This window comes from Ramlibacter tataouinensis TTB310, assembly GCF_000215705.1.
GTDB lineage: Bacteria > Pseudomonadota > Gammaproteobacteria > Burkholderiales > Burkholderiaceae_C > Ramlibacter > Ramlibacter tataouinensis.
In genome coordinates, this window is sequence record NC_015677.1 from 2,720,559 (window position 1) to 2,737,649 (window position 17,091).

Sequence of the window (17,091 nt, forward strand, 5' to 3'; positions counted from 1 at the left end):
GCGTCCTACAATTCCGACACGCTCCCCGGCCCGTCAGCTCCTTTCTTGATAGCTGCAGTCCCAGCGTTATCGAGCTTTGCCGGCGGATTTATTTCAAAAGATCGAAAGGGAAAACCATGAGCATCGCCGACAAGCTCAAACAGCTCAATATCACCCTGCCGCCGGTGGCCACGCCCGCCGCCGCCTACGTGCCCTTCGTGCGCACCGGCAACCTGGTCTTCATCAGCGGCCACATCGCCAGGAAGGACGGCAAGCCCTGGGTGGGCCAGCTGGGCAAGACCATGGGGACGGAAGAAGGCAAGGCCGCCGCGCGCGCCATCGCCGTCGACCTCATGGGCACGCTGGCCGCGGCGGTGGGCGACCTGGACAAGGTCAGGCGCATCGTCAAGCTGATGAGCCTGGTGAACTCCACGCCCGACTTCACCGAGCAGCACCTGGTCACCAACGGGGCCAGCGAGCTGTTCGGCCAGGTGTTCGGCGACAAGGGCGCGCATGCGCGCAGCGCCTTCGGCGTTGCGCAGATCCCGATGGGCGCCTGCGTCGAGATCGAGCTGATCGCCGAGGTCGGCTAGCCCCGCTTGTCGAACAGGTAGTGGGCCACGCCCCACTGCCGGCCACCCTCGAAGCCGAACAGCTCGGCGACGGCCATGTAGAACATGCGCCAGCGCTGGAACCAGCGCTCGGCCTGGTCTGCGCCATAGGCCCGGCGGAAGACGGCCAGGATGGCCTCGCGCTCGCGGTCCATGCCCGCCAGCCAGGCGTTGGCGGTGCGCTCGTAGTGCTGGCCGCCGATCCACCAGCGCTGGCGCAGGCACAGGTCCTCCTGGAAGTGCAGGAACAGGTCGCTGCTGGGCATGAGCCCGCCGGTGAAGAAGTGCCGGGCCATCCAGTCACTGGCGTCGCGCGACTCAAAGTGGTAGGCCAGCGTTGGATGCGCGAACACGTGCACCAGCATCTGCCCCTGCGGCGCCATCCACGAGGCCACGCGCTGGAACAGGTGGCGGTAGTTCTTCATGTGCTCGAACATCTCGACCGACACCACGCGGTCGAAGCCGGCGTGCACGCCGCGCAGCGGGAACTGCGCCTGGGCCACGTCGGCCGTGACGATGCGCAGGTTGGTCAGGCCCCGCTGCGCCGCGCGCGCCTCGATGAAGCCGCGCTGGCCGTGGGAGTTGGACAGCCCGACGATCTGCGAATAGGGAAAGCGCTCGGCCAGCCACAGCGACAGTGAGCCCCAGCCGCAGCCCAGGTCCAGGATGCGCTGGCCGTCGCCGAGGCCGGCGCGCTGCGCGTACAGCTCCAGCATCGCCTCCTCCGCCTCGGCCAGCGTCTCGCCGCCGGTGGCGAAGTAGGCCGACGAGTACTTGAGCCGCGGGCCCAGGTGCAGCCGGAAGAACTCGGAGGGCACCTCGTAGTGCTGGGCGTTGGCTGCCTGCGTGTCGCGCGCGATGGGGCTGGCCCGCAGCTCCTCCACCAGCCGCGTGAAGCGGGCGCTGCGGGCCGCCGGGTCGGCCGCGCACTCCTCGGCCAGGCGGCGGCGCATCAGGCCGCGCATCACGGCGCGGATCGCCGTGTCGGGCACCCAGGCCCGCTCGGCCGCCTCGATCATGCCGCCCACCAGCAGGGAGGACAGGCCGGACAGCGGCGCGGGGCCGGGTGGCGCCGGTTCGGCGGCAGCGGCGGCGGCGAATTCGACAGGTCGGGCGGCGATCGTCGGGTCCAAGACAGTTCTCCTCGTCGGTGCTGTCCTGGCCTTACGCGGCCTAGAGCGTTTTGGTTTCGGCGAGGGCCGCGGGGGCACGCGGCGGCCAGGGGATGAGCGCGCTGGTGGTGCGGATGTACTCCGCATAGCCGGGGCGCGTGCGGGCTGCCTGCGCCTCCGTCACCGGCAGGCCGGACAGCTTGAGCAGCAGGAAGGCCATGACCGCCGGTGGCAGCAGGGCCAGCCAGCCCCAGGCCGCGCCGAGGGCCAGCGGGACGTAGGCCGCCCAGTGCAGGCACTCGAAGAAGTAGTTGGGGTGGCGCGAGTAGCGCCACAGGCCGGCGCGGCACACCTGGCCGCGGTGGGCCGGGTCGCGCTTGAAGGCGGCGAGCTGGTGGTCCGCGACGGCCTCGCCGATCACGGCAACGATCCAGATCACGACCGCCAGCACCAGCAGCGCGGCGTGCGGCCGGTCCATCCGCCCCATGGCGACCAGGGGTCCGAGCGACAGCAGCATGGAGAACACCGTCTGCAGCAGGAAGAAGCCCAGCATCCACCCATTGGCCGGCGCGCCGTGCTCCTCGCGCAGGCGGGTGTAGCGCCCGTCCTCCGGCTGCCCCTGCCCGCGGCGGTGGATGTAGGTGCCCAGGCGCAGGCCCCAGACGGCCAGCATGGTGCCGGCGAGAAGGCGCGTGGCCAGGTCACCCGGGCTGGCCCAGGCGTAGAACACGCCGATGCCGCCCAGCGACCAGGCCCACCAGGCATCGATGATGCTGGCGTTGCCGGTGCGCAGCTGCGCCGCCCAGACGGCGGTGAAGAGGAGCGCGAGGGCGAGCCAGGCGAGGAGGAAGGCGTGGGGAGCGGTCACAAGGAGGTGGGTCGGCGGCTCAGCAATGGCTGAGCATCGCACGAACACACGCCAACGCCAAATCAGAACAGCCGTTGCAGACGGCGGCTGTCAGGCATCAAGCGAGTTCGACCTCGCAGTAGCTACCAGACTGCGGCGCGAAAGCCCGTCGGGACACAAACGCTCTTTTAAATTTGAACCTTGCGTCCGGCGTTGGCCTTCGACCAGTGCAGGATTTCGTAGCTTTGCCGGAGACCTGCGACGTAGAACGGATCCGTCTTCAGCAACGCCTCCAGTTGCTCCTTGGACTCCGCCTGCGCGATCCACAGGCCCCCTTTTGGCACCTGCGAAGGCTCGACGCGAAGAGAGCCGCCGATCGGGATGACCTCTCTGTTCTGCTCCAGCCAATCGATGTGGGCCTGCAGATTCGCCGCCCGGACTGCGCCGTGGTTGGGCTTATCCGTGAATATCACTGCGAACAGCATTCTCTCTCTCCTTGGAATGTGCGCCCGGAGCTCATTCCCGTCTCCATTTCTTGAAATGGAACACCAGCAGCACCAGCAGCCACGACCAGGGGATAACAGGGACGGCCATGAGCAGGTTCTCCATGGCGGTAGGCTCCCTGTCGAAGTCGTCGGCCGCCATCGCCACAAGGCCGGCCAGCACATGGCTCGCGGCCAGGAGGACAACACCAGGGATGAAGGCCCATCGGGACAGAAGCGCGCTTCTCAAGCTTGATCGCATGGCCATTCTCCAGGTACGGTCAACGGCGTTGGCAGCGCTACTTGCGCACAAAACAGGTCTGCTAGTTGTCACCTGCGGATGACGATGCAGGCGTGCCAACGACCTTGCCCGAGACACGGCCAGCCGTTCTTGCGGTTGCCTGTGCGGCATGCGTGACGCCGCGCGCCGTTGCGTTGGCTCCGCGTTCGACCCCACCGGCCGCCGCCTTGGCGCCGCGGTCAACGCCGCGGGCCGCTGCCTTGGCCCCATGCTCCACGCCCTTGGCCGCCGCCTTGACGCCGCGCACGACAGCGCCTTGCGTCCGTTCGACCACGCTGGACACACTGCCAGCGCCTGACGACTGGGCAGGCTCCGTTGAACCCGCGCCAGCAACACCCACCAGGAGGAGCATCGACGAAAACAATGTCGCAATCTTGAGAGCCGTACTCATGGAAGATCCCTTAGGTGGAGGTGTTGACTAAAACGATGCCAGCTCCGCGTCCGTGTCGATTGACCGGTTAGACCTCATGCCCGCCACCACTTATCCGTCGGAAGCTCGGAGTGTGCCTCCAGACGAAGCGGGCGGCAATGAGAATGGCGGTCACGATGAGAGCGGTGCCAGGTGAGGTCTAACGTCGGAGATGACCGGCGGACAGTAGGCGGGCAAAGGCACTCGATTGGACGTCCGTGTCGATCGACCTGTTCGACCGGACGCTCACCCGAGCGCCTCCCTTACCACCTCTGGATGGCGCTTGGCGATGCGTATCAGCGTTTGCGCTGCCCCGGAAGGAGAGCGCCGGCCTTGTTCCCACTCTTGGAGCGTGCGCTTGGAGATTCCCAGCGCATCCGCAAACTCAGTCTGCGACAGCCCCGAATTCTGACGAGCTTGCGCGACCTCGTTGGGTTCGACCCTCGTTACGCGAGCTGCCTGCTCGGCTTTCATTTCACGAACCGACTGCAACAGCTTAAATCCCAGCTCCTCGCCGGCGGACTTCTTGGCGGTGCGACTAGCCATTTTCAATCTCCTCACGAACTGCCTTGAGCAGATGACCAGGGATGGTGTCCCGAGCGGACTTGGCGTACACCAGCAGCAGCCAGATTTCTCCCGCAGCAAGCCGCCTGAAGTAGATGACCCGTACTCCGCCCTGCTTTCCCGAGCCTGCACGCGACCAACGTAGCTTGCGACAGCCGCCGCTGCCCGGAATCAAATCCCCAGCGTCGGGGTTGTTCGCCAGCCATTCGAAGAACTCCAGTCGCTCCTCTTCACTCCACAGTCTGTCCGCCTCAGCAACAAAGGTGGGAGTTTCAATGAGCGTGTACACTGCCGCGACTATACGTCAAAGACGGATAGCCAGCAAGGGCTGTTTGCGTAGGGTCTAACGTCGGAGTTGACCGGCACGCACCGGCAAGGCGCCGCGAGACGTATGCTCCCGCGCACGGCTTGCGGCGCCTTGCCGGTGCGTGTCCGTATCGAACGAACTGTTAGACCTCACATCGATTCGGACGCCGTTCTCACTTTCCATAGTCCCTCCAGGTAGCCGCTCTCCCGAGTTCGCGCGCGCGATCTAACGACTGAATATCCGGTCTGAGGACGCTCTCGGGATCACATCGCGCGAAGAACTCGTTCAAGAAGGCTGTCGCAGCTTCCGCGGCCCAAAGGGCGCACCCCGCTCCAAGACACTTCAATGGCCAGAACGGCGCGTCTGGCGTACATAGGGGATTCTCAGCAAACTTCCCGCGCAAGCGCTTCACCAATCGATGCGGTGGGTATTCGCCTGACTCTTCATGAGTTGTGAGTGGCTCCCATGTCGGTTCGTAGTGGACCAGCCAGTTTCTTAGGTCGACGACTAGCCGTGCGCTCTGATACGGCTCCTCTCCTTCGGTCAGAAGGGGCTCACCGGCCAAGGTCAGGCCAACCTGGTACTTCTGCAAGATCTGGAAAGACGCAGTCCTAGGAATTCCCAACCTCCAGAGTTTCTGAATGCGCGACCTTGCAGCTTCGTCGTGTCGCACGTCGATCTCGTCCGAAAATGTGAACCATTCGTTGATCGTTGCCTCAAGGGCGCACGCCGTTGCCAAAAGGCTGCTCGTGACGTGAGAACTGTGGAGTGTGGTGCGCACGAAGCTATTCGCGGGCGGGTCGTCTTCCAAACGCTTCGCCTGTTCCGCAAGAACGAATGCGTTCTTCAGATACCAATGGCCCATCGGGATCGCAAAGGCCGCAGACTTGAACTGCTCAAGTTTGGTCATGAGGTCTAACGTAGAGGTAAACGGCGACCAAGATCAGGAGCCGCGCAGCGGCAGACGCCCTTGGGCGTCCATGTTGACCACCTTGTTAGCGGGCTTCCAACCCGCTACGTAAAGACCAAGCATCGTTTGTGTGCCCTCCAACGTGATGGCGCTTCCCACTTGCAGCCGACCGTACTCTTCCGCCGTCATGCAAATCTCCAGGGAGCTCGGGGAAGGAAGCTGGGGCAGGAGACGATAGTCGCAGAAGCGTCGACTCGGGCTGTAGGCCTTCGATGCGATGACATCGACGGCCACGTTCCCGCCGAAAATTTGGGTAACGAGCGCGCCCATGCCGAATACCACACCTATCCAAGCTAGCCCCGAGAAAAGGGCGGGTAGGACGAGAACGGCAGCTGCCTTCTTGGCGCCTGACACGCCTTTCACGAAGAACCGGTGGCCTCTTGCGTTCGCCCACAGGGCCATTCCAAACGCGATCCCAGTCAAGACAAACGCCGACGTTGACCCGATTCGGTACCAATCTGAGTTCGGCGCGAAGTCGGCCCAGAATCCGTAACACACCAGAGCAAGACCTACAGTTCCGGAATGAACGGCGATACGCCTGAAGCGTGATGGTGCGCTGGTTCCGTAGTAGATGCTCAATAGAGACATGGTCTGACCTTGCCCGCTAACGTGAAGGTGACCGGCACGTTGCGGCAAGGGGCCGCACGGTGCACTGTTTCCAACGGCACTGTGCGGGCCCCTGCCGCAACGTGTCCGTGTCGACCGACCTGTTATGTCTCACCTCACGTTCTCGCACGATACTCCAGACTACCAGTAAGACGGGCAGGATTCCAGCCACCGGAGTGGGCCTGGGGGAAGCGAATGCATGAATACCCGGCCCCGGCCAGATAGCCTCCGTTGGGCTCCTCAGTCGATCTTAGGAAAGCAACTCGAAGTGTCAAGAGAATGAGAGCTTCGCCGGATACCATTGCGAGTGACAATAGGAGGGCTACCAATGGACCCACTGGGTTTGGCGAAGGACATATTTCGCCTTATCGGGCTAGCCTACTGGGGCCTGGCACTGGTGCTTGTCTGCGTCGCGCTCGTCAAGCCCAAACGTTGGGCGGCCAAGCTGGCCTGGGTCGCAGGCGTACTTTTGATCTTCACTTCCCCTCTGTTCCTTCACTGGCGCGACGTCGATGAGGTCAACACGGCGTTCAAGGATTCGTGCAAGAAGGTCCAATCGAACATCGAGCCCGTGGAAACCAACAGCTCCCAGTTCGTCGATATGGAAGTGGTCTATCTGGGTCGCAAGAGCCCGCCTTATGTGGACGCCTTCGTTCGCTACATGCTCGAGAGGAGGCTAGCGACGCTGGAGACCACATTCGATCCACAGTATTGGACGGGCTTGACGACCCGTCGAACGCGCTGGCCTCCCGAGCGTCCCACAGCGAGTGCTTCAAGTCCGAAGCACTGGGGCATTCAGCCCGGCGTGTTCGTTCGTTTGACGCTGCAGGATGTCGGGCATGAATCATGCGACGGCTTCGCCCGCTGGTCCAGAGAATATCCATCTCAGAAATGGCCCTGGATGCAGAAGCTCGGGCTGCGAGTGAATCATTGCATTGGTTATGAACTCGTCGACAACCTCCAGAGCCGGCACGGGATCTCCGTCGAAAGGACCATCGTCCAGCGCAATGGCAACAACGGCGCGCTCGAAATGCACAGCTACCGATTGCAGGAGCTCCCGTCGAACCGCACTCTCGGTATTGCAACGCTGGCGATCGGCTCCGCGTACGAGCACCGCGATGTGCTGTGCGACGGCAACGAGATCGCCAAGAAGATTGGTGAGGCGATCCAGTCCGCGCCGGATCCCCGATACGCGCGCCTGACAGAAGTCCAGGTCGATGAGAAGCCCTTTCCGGCTGCGAAGGTCCTGTCCGTAGAACAACTCCGCGCTCGAGGGATCAGTCTGGAACGACGGGCCATCTCGGACGACAGGAGCGTCTGGTTCGAGAGCCGCTATGAGCGCAAGGACTCCGGGGGGTCAACCAGCATCAGTCTTGTGGGCTACGAATTGATAAGCCTGCAAGAGGACCGGATGTACCGCATTCCCTTGCGCACCGAGCACGCGCCCCGAAATCAGCACCCCACGTCAGTGGGATCGAGTGAGCATGGAGTAATGATCTTCATCCGCTCTGGCTACGGCACGACTGATGGTGGAGTTCTTCTTGAGTTCACCCGGAAAGGTGAACCGATTCGAGAACAGGTCGTCAGCGCGGAGCAAATGCGTGAGCTGGGAGGCGGACGCTAGGCCCCCCTTCACCGTCGCTCTGGTCGTCCAGGATCCGAACTGCCCGCGGCCATCCGGATCAACTCTGAGAAGAGCGGGGACAATGTGGACATAACGTCGGAGTTAACCCGCGCGCGCATTTTGCGCGTCGGCGTTGGACGACTTGTTAGATGCGGCGTTCGCCTTGCGCCGCTGGCGCCAGCCCATGATGCCAACCGGAACGAGGACGAGAATTCCCGGTAAGACGGCATCAGATATGGCCTGACTCTTCACCCGGCTTCGGTCGAAGTCGGAGAGTCGATCAAGCCCCTTAGCGCCCGCAATAGCCTGAAGCGTGACCGCCAGGTAGAAGGCGGTCACGCAAACTACCACCAGCGCACCAATAACTCGACGAGGCAGCAACTCCCGTTTAGCAAAGCGATTCACGCCGGCAGCAATCAGCGACCCTGCGAAGTACGCGAAGGTGTTTATGAAGAGGAGCGCAACGGTCATGCTTTGTTGAGGAGTGTCGTTCATTGGAAGCGTCTAACGTCGGAGTTGACCGGCGACCAAAGAACAGGAGCCGAAAGGCGGACGCCCTTGGGCGTCCGTATCGAATGATGGGATGGACTCCTCTCGTTTTTCGCGCCAGATTGGCGCACTGGTCTTCATTGGCGTGGGGATCAGGTCTTCAACGAAAGGAGTCCGACATGAATGCTACAACCGTTGCCGTTGATCTTGCAAAGTCCGTCTTCCAGGTTGCTGAGGCTGATGCGCAAGGCCGCATCACCAACTCGCACCGGCTCACGCGTACGCAGTTCGAGCGGTTCTTCGCCAACCGCCAGGTCGACCGGGTCGTCATGGAGGCATGCGGCTCGGCGCATCACTGGGCGCGCAGCTTGACCGGTCGGGGCCTGCCGGTGCGGCTGTTGCCGCCGGCACACGTGCGGCGGTACTGCCTGCGCAACAAGACTGACGCGGCCGACTGCGCGGCGCTGCTCGAAGCGCACCGCAATCCCAAGATCCGGGACGTGCGCATCAAGTCCGTCGAGCAGCAAGCCCTGTAGGCCCTGCACCGCACGCGCACCCAGTGGATGGCCACGCGCGTGCAGCGCATCAACGCCCTGCGCGGGTTCTGCCGCGAGTTCGGCCTTGCCGTGACGGTCGGCGCCAGAGCTGGCCTGCACGCGATCTCGCGCCTGGTGGCCGACCCCGCCTCGGCACTGCCCTCCATTCTTCGGCCGGCCATGTCGATGCTGCTGGAGGAGCTCACGCAACTGCACCAACGCATCGCGCAGCTCGAGCGCGAGCTCGCGCAGATCGCGCGCCACAGCCCCGCTTGCCAGCTGCTGCTGTCGATTCCCGGCGTAGGGCTGCTGACCGCCACCGCTCTTGTGGCAGCCATCGGCACTGATGTCGGCCACTTCCGCAATGGGCGCCAGCTGGCCGCGTGGCTTGGCTTGACGCCTAGGGAGCACAGCTCGGGACAGACCCGCCGGCTGGGTGCGATCACGCGTGCGGGCGACCGCTACCTGCGCACCCTGCTCACGCACGGCGCGCGCAGCGTTCTGCAGGCGGCTTCGCGCGCGCAAAGCGCCGGTCGCACCTGCACCGGCTTGCGTGCCTGGGGGCTCGCGGTGCGCCAGCGCACCAACCAGAACAAGGCCACCTGTGCGCTGGCTAACAAGCTGGCGCGCATCTGCTTTGCGACGCTGCGCTCGGGGCAGCCGTTCGACGAGCGTCGAGCCTGCAAGACAGCCGACTGACGCTCCTTCTGACCTCTTCTCGCTTGCCAAGGACTGATTGCCCCTCATGGCCAACAGGGACGAACCCCAGGATGTGTTGACGCCGATAACACGTCCGGCTGCTCGCAAGCCGCTCGATCGTTTGGCGCTGCCTCCTACCACGCGGAACCCATGACGGCACGGGCTCACGCAGCCCACACACGATGCCGGATATACGACCGCAGGCGTTTCCTTCGAAGCCAACAACAGTGATCAGGCCTTGTCGTTGGAGAGGAGTCCATATACGACCTGTTAGACGTGTCGGCCATTGCGCTTCACCTCGTCGTAGGAAGCGATCTCCTTCCAGTAATGGTGTCCGTGTCTCATGTCCTGCTTCACGGCGTAGAAGAGCCGCTCGTACGGCTCTCCGCGATTTGCAAAGTGGCAGAAGATGTGCGGAAGGTAGTAATACTCATCGCCTCTTACGTTCATCGATTCAATGAAGTCGTACGGAATTTCTCCGGTGAGCATCGTGGTGAACTCGCTCTTCTCGCCCTTAGCATAGTCGGCGAGCCGCGGTCCTTGGGGCGTGTCAATCATCCCGTGCCACCCGAGACCAACGATGATGCCCTTGTGGTAGGTATCCAGGAGACCTACCTTGAACCAAGGCGAAATGCCGGGCCGTTCCTTCGCGTTCGGGTAATCGTCGAGTCGATTCACGTGACGGATGATCACGTCTTTCCGGAGATCTTCGGCGCGGCAGCGGTCGATCTCCTCGCGGAATTGCACACGAAGCGCCTCGTGATGGCGAACTCGTTCCGACGGAGTACGTTCAACCCCCTCGGTCTTGAACAAGCGCCCTTCATACCGGCGATAAATCTCCGTAACCGCGAACACCGCGCCGGCGGAAGCCAAGTAGGGTTCGTAAGGACCTTTCGGCTCACGCAGCCAAAGAGCAACAAGGACCAAGGTGGCCAACCCGGCGAGAAGCTCGATCGCGACGACTACGTGCGTACGGATTGGAAGGCGCTGCATCGTCTAACGTGATGTAGCGGTCAAAGCTGACCGATAACATGGCTGCCAATTCACCTGCCGTTCCCTCCCCGCTTGTCTAAGTGCTTGTTCTAGCACAGCAAACCGTCGTGGTCATCCTCTTTCCGCAAAAGACGGCCGCCGGTTACCCAGCAAAACCGACCGATAACATCGGTGCTGTCCATGTATCAGGACTGCGCACAAAGCCGAATCACCAGAGTCGGCGCGGGTTTGCCAGCTGCCGCCCTCGGGCCGCGGCGTTATCAGCCACGACAAAGGCAGCAAGCGTGCCGCCAGCGCCACACGACTGGCGGCGGGTACTCCCTACTCCACCCGCTCCACCCCCAGCGGCTTGAACCCCAGGTCCGCCACCTTCCCCTTGCGCCCGCGGCCCTGCCTGGCATTGTTCAAGCTGCGGATCTCCAGCGTCTCTTCGCGCTCCTTCCCTGTCCGCCCCACCCCGCTGATCTTCACGCTGCGCGTGTAGGCTGCGGCGCCGGCCAGCGTGTCCTTGGGCTCCAGGTCGATCAGCATCAGGCCGCGGCCACCGGCGGCCTGCGCCTTCAGTTCGCCGATTTCAAAGGTCAGGATGCGCCCGGCCGTCGAGGCGCAGGCCACGTGCGTGGCCGGCGCGTACAGGCCCGCGACGGGCTGGCCGCCCGGCGGCGCCACGTTGGCCGGCGACGGCCGGCAGATCATCTCGCCGGCCGCGCAGTTGATGAAGGCCTTGCCGCCGCGCTGGCGCGACATCATGTTCTCCACCGTCGCCAGGAAGCCATAGCCGCCCGAGTTGGACAGCAGCAGCCAGGCGCCCGCGCTGCCCGCGAAGTAGTGGACGATCTGGGTGCCGGACTCCAGGTCGATGTAGCTGGTGACCGGCTGGCCGTCGCCCCGGGCGCCGGGCAGCGTGGCGACTGGGATGGAGTAGATGCGCCCGTTGCTGCCGAAGGCCAGCAGCGCATCCACGGTGCGGCACTCGAAGGTGCCGTACAGGCCGTCGCCGGCCTTGAAGGCGAAGCTGGCGGCCTCGTGGCCGTGGCCCTGGCGCGCGCGCACCCAGCCTTTCTGCGAGACCACCACCGTGACCGGCTCGTCGATCACCCTGACCTCGGCCACGGCGCGCTTCTCGGCCTGGATCAGCGTGCGGCGCGCATCGGCGAACGTCTTGGCGTCGGATTCGATCTCCTTGACCATCAGCCGGCGCAGCGCGGCCGGGCTGCCCAGGATCTCCTCCAGCTTCTTCTGCTCCTCGCGCAGCTCCTTGAGCTCCTGCTCGATCTTGATGGCCTCCAGCCGCGCCAGCTGGCGCAGGCGGATCTCCAGGATGTCCTCGGCCTGGCGCTCGGTGAGCTTGAACCGCGCGATCAGCGCCTGTTTCGGCTCGTCGCTGGCGCGGATGATGGCGATCACCTCGTCGATGTTCAGCAGCACCAGCTGCCGGCCCTCCAGGATGTGGATGCGGTCCAGCACTTTGTCCAGGCGGTGCCGCGAGCGCCGCTCGATGGTGCGCTGGCGGAACGCTATCCACTCGGTGAGCATCTGCCGCAGCGACTTCTGCACCGGCCGGCCGTCCAGGCCCACCATGGTCAGGTTGATCGGCGCCGAGGTCTCCAGGCTGGTGTGCGCCAGCAGCGTGGCGATCAGCTCCTTCTGCTCGATGCGGCTGGTCTTGGGCTCGAACACCAGGCGCACCGGCGCGTCCTTGCTGGACTCGTCGCGCACCGCGTCCAGCACGGCCAGCACGGTCTGCTTGAGCTGCAGCTGCTCCTGCAGCAGCGCCTTCTTGCCGGCCTTGACCTTGGGGTTGGTGAGCTCCTCGATCTCCTCCAGCACGCGCTGGGTGCTCACGCCCGGCGGCAGCTCGTTCACCACCAGCTGCCACTGGCCGCGCGCCAGCTCCTCGATCTTCCAGCGGGCGCGCACCTTGAGCGAGCCGCGGCCGGTGCGGTAGGCCTCGGCGATGTCGGCGGCGCTGCTGATCACCTGGCCGCCGCCGGGGTAGTCCGGGCCGGGCACCAGGGCGAACAGCTCGTCGTCGCCGAGCTGGGCGTTCTTGATCAGCGCCACGCAGGCGTCCGCCACCTCGCGCAGGTTGTGGCTGGGGATCTCGGTGGCCAGGCCGACGGCGATGCCGCTGGCGCCGTTGAGCAGTGTGAACGGCAGCCGCGCCGGCAGCTGGGTCGGCTCCTGGGTGCTGCCGTCGTAGTTGGGCACGAAGTCCACCGTGCCCTCGTCGATCTCGTCCAGCAGCAGGTTGGTGATCTTCGCCAGGCGCGCCTCGGTGTAGCGCATGGCCGCCGCGCCGTCGCCGTCGCGGCTGCCGAAGTTGCCCTGGCCGTCGATCAGCGGGTAGCGCTGGCTGAAGTCCTGCGCCATTCGCACCAGCGCGTCGTAGGCGGCCTGGTCGCCGTGCGGATGGAAGCGGCCCAGCACGTCGCCGACCACGCGCGCGCTCTTGACCGGCTTGGCGCCGCCCGCGCCGGCGAAGCCCAGGCCCATGCGCGCCATCGAGTACAGGATGCGCCGCTGCACCGGCTTCTGGCCGTCGGCCACGTCGGGCAGCGCGCGGCCCTTGACCACGCTGAGCGCGTACTCCAGGTAGGCGCGCTGGGCGTAGGTGGCCAGGTCCAGCTGCGAATCGTCGGGGCCGTCGCCGCCGCTGCCGCTGCCGAGGGTGATGAGGTCTTGTTCCATGGGATCGCGAAAACGGAAAAAAGGAGGTCTATCGCCGCAGCTCTTCCGGGGCCAGCGCATGGATGCGGCGCTCGCCGCCGGCCACCAGCTGCTCGTCCATGCGGCTGGACAGCCGCTGCAGCAGGGTGGCCGCCGGCACGTCCTCCACCGGCACGGCGCACAGCACGATGCGAAAGCGCAGGAACTCGGTCAGCGCCATGCGCAGCGGCTCCTTGAGGCCGGCCACCAGGATGCGGCTGGCGATGTTGGCCGTGGCCTCGGGCACCGAGGCGCCCTCGGCCAGCACGGCGATGCGCACCGGGCCCAGGCGCGCGGCGACGTCTCCATCGCCCATGGCGCCGCGGATGCGCGCCGCAGCCTCCACCACCGCCGACCCGGCCACCTCGGACCCCAGCTCGGTCGCGAGGCGGCTCAGGTCCTCGATGTGCACCAGCAGCAGCACGCTGGGGTGGCGGTAGCGCTTCATCATCAGGCGCGCGGCGTTCACGCGCTCGGCCAGCACCAGCGGGGTGGCCAGTCCGGTCAGCGGGTCCTGCCGGTTGCGCGCGTCCGAACGCACGCGGTTCTCGCCGAACAGCCGGCTGCGCCAGAGCGTGGCCAGGAACACCAGCGCCGACCACAGGGCCAGCCAGCCGCCCAGCGTCAGCACCTCGGTGCCGCGGCCCATGTCGGCGCCGTGCCAGGCGGCCTCGCCGGCGGCCGCCGCCAGCGCGGCCAGGCCGGCGGCCAGCCACCAGATCCAGGGCCGGCTCTGCCGCCAGGCGCGCAGCAGCATCAGCAGGCTCATGCCGCCCGCAGCGGCCAGCGCCGGCGGCCACAGCCACAGCTCCCAGCCCATGGCGCCCATGGCCAGCGCCAGCGCCGGCAGGACCGCGATGCAGATGCCCAGCAGCCAGGGGCGCAATCCCCGCAAGGCCCCCACGTGGTGGGTCAGGTCGCGCAGCTGCAGGCCCGCCACCGCCAGCAGCAGCACCAGGGCGGCCTGGGCGACGTCGCGCTGCCCGCCCACGTACAGCTGCAGGGCCAGCACGCCCAGGGTGGTCGCCGCCGCATGCAGCAGCAGCGGCCGCTCGCGGTAGACGTTGGCCAGCACCACGCTCAGGCAGACCAGCAGCACCAGCGCGCCGGCGAACACGCCCAGCGCCACCCACTGCACCGGCTCGTGCAGGCCCATGGCGCGGGTGACCTCATCCACGGTGCACCACGGCCCGCCTCACGCGGGCAGCTCCAGCGCCTGCGCGCGGCGCGCCAGGAACTCGGGCTGCAGCATGGACATGACGATGAGGGAGGTGAAGCCGTCCTGCGTGCGCACCGATTCGCGCAAGGTGCCCTCGACCACGAAGCCCTCGCTGTCGTACAGCGCCTTGGCTCGCGTGTTGCGAACCTTCACGTCCAGCCAGAAGCGGTGCGCGCCCAGGTCGTCGAAGGCCACCTTCTTGGCGTAGCGCAGGGCGGCACGGCCCACGCCGCCGCCCTGGGCCTGCACCACCATGCGCTTGAGCTCCAGCGACTGGTGCGGGCTCTTGCAGCCGATCAGGATCAGGAAGCCGGCCGAGGCCAGCGCGTCGCCGCTCTCGATGATGAAGTGCCGGAAGTCCGGGAAGCGGATCGCGGCCTCGTGCTGCGTGCGCTCCCAGGGCGTGATGTACGGCAGGTTGGCCGGGTCCTGCTCCAGCGAGACCACGTACTCGAGGTCGCTCTGCATGGTGGGCCGCAGGCGCACGCGGGCAGGCACGGCGTCGCGGGGTACTGATGCGGGGTCGGCCGGTGTCATGCGGGGCCTAGATGTCGATTTCTACCGCGTCGCCGTGCAGCTCCATCAGCTCGCGGCGCGCGGCGGCCTCGCCCTTGCCCATGAGCTTGGTGATCAGGCTCTCGGTGCCGGAGAAGTCGAACCTGCCCAGCTGCACCGGCAGCAAGCGCCGGGTGTCGGGGTTGAGCGTGGTCTCCCACAGCTGCTCGGCGCTCATCTCGCCCAGGCCCTTGAAGCGGCTGATGCTCCAGGCGCCTTCCTTGACGCCCTCCTTGCGCAGCTTGTCCAGGATGGCGGTGAGCTCGCCCTCGTCCAGCGCGTACTGCTTGCCGGCCGGCTTCTTGCCGCGCGCCGGCGTGTCCACCCGGAACAGCGGCGGCCGCGCCACGTACACGTGGCCGGTGTCGATCAGCTTGGGGAAGTGGCGGAAGAACAGCGTCAGCAGCAGCACCTGGATGTGCGAGCCGTCCACGTCGGCATCGGACAGGATGCAGACCTTGCCGTAGCGCAGGCCCGACAGGTCGGGCGTGTCGTTGGGGCCGTGCGGGTCCACGCCGATGGCCACGGCGATGTCGTGGATCTCGGTGTTGGCGAACAGGCGGTCGCGCTCCACCTCCCAGGTGTTGAGCACCTTGCCGCGCAGCGGCAGCACGGCCTGGCACTCCTTGTCGCGGCCCATCTTGGCGCTGCCGCCAGCCGAGTCGCCCTCGACCAGGAACACCTCGTTGTGGCCGATGTCGCGGCTTTCGCAGTCCGTGAGCTTGCCCGGCAGCACGGCCACGCCCGAGCCCTTGCGCTTCTCGACCTTCTGGCCGGCCTTCTGGCGCGTCTGCGCCGCCTTGATCGCCAGTTCGGCCAGCTTCCTGCCGTAGTCCACGTGCTGGTTGAGCCACAGCTCCAGCGCCGGGCGCACGAAGCTGGACACCAGCCGCACCGCGTCGCGCGAATTCAGCCTTTCCTTGATCTGGCCCTGGAACTGCGGGTCCAGCACCTTGGCGCTGAGCACGTAGGAAGCCCGGGCGAACACGTCCTCGGGCAGCAGCTTGACGCCCTTGGGCAGCAGCGAATGCAGCTCGATGAAGCTCTTGACGGCGTTGAACAGCCCGTCGCGCAGGCCGCTGTCGTGCGTGCCGCCGGCGCTGGTCGGGATGAGGTTGACGTAGCTCTCGCGCACCGGCGCGCCGTCCTCGGTGAAGGCCACGCACCACTGGGCGCCCTCGCCCTCGGCGAAGGTCTCGTTGCTGTCGGCGAAGCCCTCGCCCTCGAACAGCGGGATCACCGGGTCGGCCGTCAGCGTCTGCATCAGGTAGTCGCGCAGACCGCCCTTGTACTGCCAGGTCTGGGTTTCCTTGGCCTTCTCGTTGACCAGGGACACGGTGACGCCGGGCATCAGCACGGCCTTGCTGCGCAGCAGGTGGGCCAGCTCGGCCATCGGCAGCTGGGAGGATTCGAAGTACTTGCCGTCGGGCCAGACGCGCACCGTGGTGCCCTGGCGCCGGTCGCCCTCGCCGGCCTTGCGCAGCCTGAGCCGCTCGATCACGTCGCCGCCCGAGAACACCAGCGTCGCGACCTGGCCCTCCCGGTGGCTGGTCACCTCCAGCCGCTTGGCCAGGGCGTTGGTCACCGACACGCCCACGCCGTGCAGGCCGCCGGAGAAGCTGTAGGCGCCGCCCTTGCCCTTGTCGAACTTGCCGCCGGCGTGCAGCCGGGTGAACACCAGCTCGATGACCGGCGCCTTCTCCTCGGGGTGCAGGCCGAACGGGATGCCCCGGCCGTCGTCCTCGACGCTGACCGAGCCGTCGGCATGCAGCGTGACCTTGATGCGCTTGCCGTGCCCGGCCAGGGCCTCGTCGGCGGCGTTGTCCAGCACCTCCTGCACGATGTGCAGGGGGTTGTCGGTGCGCGTGTACATGCCCGGCCGCTGCTTGACGGGCTCCAGGCCCTTGAGCACGCGGATCGAGCCCTCGGAATACTCGGTGGAAGGTTTGGTCGCCATGCGAGCGCGGATTGTAGTCATGGCTCGGCCGGGAAACTGGATGAAATTACAGCATCTGCGGCGTGCATGCCACGGTCTCATCAATCCGTGTCCAAAGTTTCATGAATGCCGCCCCGGGCGCG

General features: G+C 65.9%; 17 protein-coding genes and 1 pseudogene. 3 read left to right on the forward strand and 15 right to left on the reverse strand.

The window, feature by feature from the left end:
* The first annotated feature begins 116 nt into the window (after positions 1-116).
* Positions 117-572: a RidA family protein gene (locus tag RTA_RS13055; protein WP_013901881.1), complete on the forward strand. Its 456-nt coding sequence runs from the start codon at positions 117-119 to the stop codon at positions 570-572.
* Here RTA_RS13055 and RTA_RS13060 read toward each other — a convergent pair.
* The 9 genes from RTA_RS13060 to RTA_RS13085 all read right to left on the reverse strand — a co-directional run bounded on the left by RTA_RS13060 (position 569) and on the right by RTA_RS13085 (position 5,984).
* Positions 569-1,723, reverse strand: coding sequence for an SAM-dependent methyltransferase (locus tag RTA_RS13060; protein ID WP_013901882.1), 1,155 nt, complete (start codon positions 1,721-1,723; stop codon positions 569-571). The genes RTA_RS13055 and RTA_RS13060 overlap by 4 nt on opposite strands.
* A gap of 40 nt (positions 1,724-1,763) precedes the next feature.
* On the reverse strand, positions 1,764-2,618 hold the full coding sequence (locus RTA_RS13065; protein WP_013901883.1) for a DUF1295 domain-containing protein: 855 nt from the start codon (positions 2,616-2,618) through the stop codon (positions 1,764-1,766).
* A 119-nt stretch (positions 2,619-2,737) separates the two neighbouring features.
* A complete protein-coding gene (locus RTA_RS13070) occupies positions 2,738-3,034 on the reverse strand; it encodes a YciI family protein (RefSeq protein WP_013901884.1) in 297 nt (98 codons plus the stop codon).
* A 31-nt stretch (positions 3,035-3,065) separates the two neighbouring features.
* Positions 3,066-3,293 carry a hypothetical protein gene (locus RTA_RS13075; RefSeq protein WP_041675533.1) on the reverse strand — a complete coding sequence of 76 codons (228 nt, stop codon included), beginning with the start codon at positions 3,291-3,293 and terminating at the stop codon, positions 3,066-3,068.
* 61 nt (positions 3,294-3,354) lie between these two features.
* Complete coding sequence (locus RTA_RS20760) at positions 3,355-3,723, reverse strand: hypothetical protein (protein WP_013901886.1); 369 nt, start codon at positions 3,721-3,723, stop codon at positions 3,355-3,357.
* 264 nt (positions 3,724-3,987) lie between these two features.
* Positions 3,988-4,287 carry a helix-turn-helix domain-containing protein gene (locus tag RTA_RS20355; protein WP_081466275.1) on the reverse strand — a complete coding sequence of 100 codons (300 nt, stop codon included), beginning with the start codon at positions 4,285-4,287 and terminating at the stop codon, positions 3,988-3,990.
* The gene (locus RTA_RS20360; RefSeq protein ID WP_013901887.1) at positions 4,280-4,594 is read right to left on the reverse strand and encodes a transcriptional regulator; all 315 of its coding nucleotides are present in this window, start codon (positions 4,592-4,594) and stop codon (positions 4,280-4,282) included. The genes RTA_RS20355 and RTA_RS20360 overlap by 8 nt, the downstream gene beginning before the upstream one ends.
* A gap of 190 nt (positions 4,595-4,784) precedes the next feature.
* On the reverse strand, positions 4,785-5,522 hold the full coding sequence (locus RTA_RS20765; protein ID WP_143762973.1) for a hypothetical protein: 738 nt from the start codon (positions 5,520-5,522) through the stop codon (positions 4,785-4,787).
* A gap of 33 nt (positions 5,523-5,555) precedes the next feature.
* Complete coding sequence (locus RTA_RS13085) at positions 5,556-5,984, reverse strand: hypothetical protein (protein WP_143762974.1); 429 nt, start codon at positions 5,982-5,984, stop codon at positions 5,556-5,558.
* Positions 5,985-6,516: 532 nt separating this feature from the next.
* Here RTA_RS13085 and RTA_RS13090 point away from each other — a divergent pair.
* Entirely contained in the window at positions 6,517-7,812 is a 1,296-nt protein-coding gene (locus tag RTA_RS13090) for a hypothetical protein (RefSeq protein WP_013901888.1), read from the forward strand.
* A 102-nt stretch (positions 7,813-7,914) separates the two neighbouring features.
* Here the strand turns inward: RTA_RS13090 and RTA_RS13095 are convergent, their stop codons facing one another.
* Complete coding sequence (locus tag RTA_RS13095) at positions 7,915-8,307, reverse strand: hypothetical protein (protein ID WP_143762975.1); 393 nt, start codon at positions 8,305-8,307, stop codon at positions 7,915-7,917.
* Between the two features lie 173 nt (positions 8,308-8,480).
* On the opposite strand from RTA_RS13095, the pseudogene RTA_RS13100 reads away from it, so the two are divergent.
* Positions 8,481-9,536: pseudogene (locus tag RTA_RS13100) on the forward strand (IS110 family RNA-guided transposase).
* A 270-nt stretch (positions 9,537-9,806) separates the two neighbouring features.
* Here the strand turns inward: RTA_RS13100 and RTA_RS13105 are convergent.
* The 5 genes from RTA_RS13105 to RTA_RS13125 all read right to left on the reverse strand — a co-directional run bounded on the left by RTA_RS13105 (position 9,807) and on the right by RTA_RS13125 (position 16,969).
* Positions 9,807-10,529 (reverse strand): hypothetical protein, encoded by a 723-nt coding sequence (locus RTA_RS13105; protein ID WP_041675538.1) that lies wholly within the window; start codon positions 10,527-10,529, stop codon positions 9,807-9,809.
* Between the two features lie 321 nt (positions 10,530-10,850).
* Positions 10,851-13,220: a DNA topoisomerase IV subunit A gene (parC, locus tag RTA_RS13110; RefSeq protein ID WP_049871284.1), complete on the reverse strand. Its 2,370-nt coding sequence runs from the start codon at positions 13,218-13,220 to the stop codon at positions 10,851-10,853.
* A gap of 28 nt (positions 13,221-13,248) precedes the next feature.
* Entirely contained in the window at positions 13,249-14,415 is a 1,167-nt protein-coding gene (locus RTA_RS13115) for a GGDEF domain-containing protein (RefSeq protein ID WP_143762976.1), read from the reverse strand.
* An 18-nt stretch (positions 14,416-14,433) separates the two neighbouring features.
* The gene (locus RTA_RS13120) at positions 14,434-14,994 is read right to left on the reverse strand and encodes a GNAT family N-acetyltransferase (RefSeq protein WP_013901894.1); all 561 of its coding nucleotides are present in this window, start codon (positions 14,992-14,994) and stop codon (positions 14,434-14,436) included.
* Positions 14,995-15,001: 7 nt separating this feature from the next.
* The gene (locus RTA_RS13125) at positions 15,002-16,969 is read right to left on the reverse strand and encodes a DNA topoisomerase IV subunit B (protein WP_041675542.1); all 1,968 of its coding nucleotides are present in this window, start codon (positions 16,967-16,969) and stop codon (positions 15,002-15,004) included.
* Positions 16,970-17,091: the final 122 nt, after the last annotated feature.

What these genes read in the sequence shown, in the direction of transcription:
- RTA_RS13120 (WP_013901894.1), bottom strand. Translation starts at nt 14,994, where the DNA reads ATGACACCGGCCGACCCCGCATCAGTACCCCGCGACGCCGTGCCTGCC.
- RTA_RS20765 (WP_143762973.1), bottom strand. Translation starts at nt 5,522, where the DNA reads ATGACCAAACTTGAGCAGTTCAAGTCTGCGGCCTTTGCGATCCCGATG.
- RTA_RS13055 (WP_013901881.1), top strand. Translation starts at nt 117, where the DNA reads ATGAGCATCGCCGACAAGCTCAAACAGCTCAATATCACCCTGCCGCCG.
- RTA_RS13095 (WP_143762975.1), bottom strand. Translation starts at nt 8,307, where the DNA reads ATGAACGACACTCCTCAACAAAGCATGACCGTTGCGCTCCTCTTCATA.
- RTA_RS13085 (WP_143762974.1), bottom strand. Translation starts at nt 5,984, where the DNA reads ATGGCCCTGTGGGCGAACGCAAGAGGCCACCGGTTCTTCGTGAAAGGC.
- RTA_RS13090 (WP_013901888.1), top strand. Translation starts at nt 6,517, where the DNA reads ATGGACCCACTGGGTTTGGCGAAGGACATATTTCGCCTTATCGGGCTA.
- RTA_RS20355 (WP_081466275.1), bottom strand. Translation starts at nt 4,287, where the DNA reads ATGGCTAGTCGCACCGCCAAGAAGTCCGCCGGCGAGGAGCTGGGATTT.
- RTA_RS20760 (WP_013901886.1), bottom strand. Translation starts at nt 3,723, where the DNA reads ATGAGTACGGCTCTCAAGATTGCGACATTGTTTTCGTCGATGCTCCTC.
- RTA_RS13075 (WP_041675533.1), bottom strand. Translation starts at nt 3,293, where the DNA reads ATGCGATCAAGCTTGAGAAGCGCGCTTCTGTCCCGATGGGCCTTCATC.
- RTA_RS13105 (WP_041675538.1), bottom strand. Translation starts at nt 10,529, where the DNA reads ATGCAGCGCCTTCCAATCCGTACGCACGTAGTCGTCGCGATCGAGCTT.
- RTA_RS13070 (WP_013901884.1), bottom strand. Translation starts at nt 3,034, where the DNA reads ATGCTGTTCGCAGTGATATTCACGGATAAGCCCAACCACGGCGCAGTC.
- parC (WP_049871284.1), bottom strand. Translation starts at nt 13,220, where the DNA reads ATGGAACAAGACCTCATCACCCTCGGCAGCGGCAGCGGCGGCGACGGC.
- RTA_RS13125 (WP_041675542.1), bottom strand. Translation starts at nt 16,969, where the DNA reads ATGGCGACCAAACCTTCCACCGAGTATTCCGAGGGCTCGATCCGCGTG.